This is a genomic window from Vibrio sp. 2134-1 (assembly GCF_033339495.1).
In genome coordinates this window covers 1-873 of sequence record NZ_JAWOUS010000235.1, presented here as the reverse complement: position 1 = coordinate 873, position 873 = coordinate 1, and the positions used below count along the sequence as shown (strand labels likewise).

Here is an 873-nt window from a genome sequence, read left to right as displayed (position 1 = left end):
TCCCGACTTAAATCTAATTCAGTGATTTGACATCTAAACCGGCGTTTAGCATGTCTATAAGTGCTTGGACATGAATTAAAGCACACATTTTTTCTTTCACCATGCCCGCTAGCCAAGGGCGTTTACCCGCTTGTTCTCGCCAACGAACATTGTCGCCATTTAGGGTTTCAGTACCCAATAGTTGGTTACTGGCCAAACCCCACATGCTTTCACCAAGCATGACAACGTATTGGTAGTTATCTTTGTATTCATCCCCACGGAGTTTGTCTGCCATCACCCACTTTGCAGTGTCGACGACATCAAACTGCTGTTCGCGGTTCGTCTGTAAACCTAAGTACCAGGCTGGTCGACCAATAAGGTGGTTGAGCTCGGTAATGCGATGAATGCCACCCAATTCATCGAGCGGTACGGCAAATGTCACTTCGTTGACATCAAAGTAAAGCACTTGAAAATCTTCACTTCTTTGCGTGCCTTCCCACGTATTGGGGATCGCAGGGCTCGCCTCGGTTTCCAGTTGCGTTTTGGTTTGCTGTTCTATCGCTATGTCTTGTTCTATCTCAGGATCAACTTCTACCGTTTCGACTTGAGCTACCTCAGTTTGAATTACTTCAGAAACAGGCTCTTCTATCACCCATTCTTGAATTTCTTCAACCACTTCTATTGGTGACTCAAGAGCTACTTCAACGTCTGGTTGTATCGACTTTGCGTGAATCGCAATGTCGATGGTGTTCTGTTCCAAAATGTCGTCTATGTCTAACTCATCTACGACATTGGTCGATTCGAGTTGACTCAATAACCTTTGAACGTCTTCTAAATTCGGCGCTTCCAGTTGCGGTGCGTAGTTTTCGCGAAACTGGTAAGAGTCTGACTCTG

The 873-nt window shown here is 45.5% G+C and carries 1 protein-coding gene; it reads right to left on the bottom strand.

The window, feature by feature from the left end:
- Positions 1 to 13: 13 nt before the first annotated feature.
- A partial coding sequence (locus tag R7R78_RS25155) for a chemotaxis protein CheW (protein WP_225474505.1) occupies positions 14 to 873 on the bottom strand: 860 nt, incomplete at its 5' end.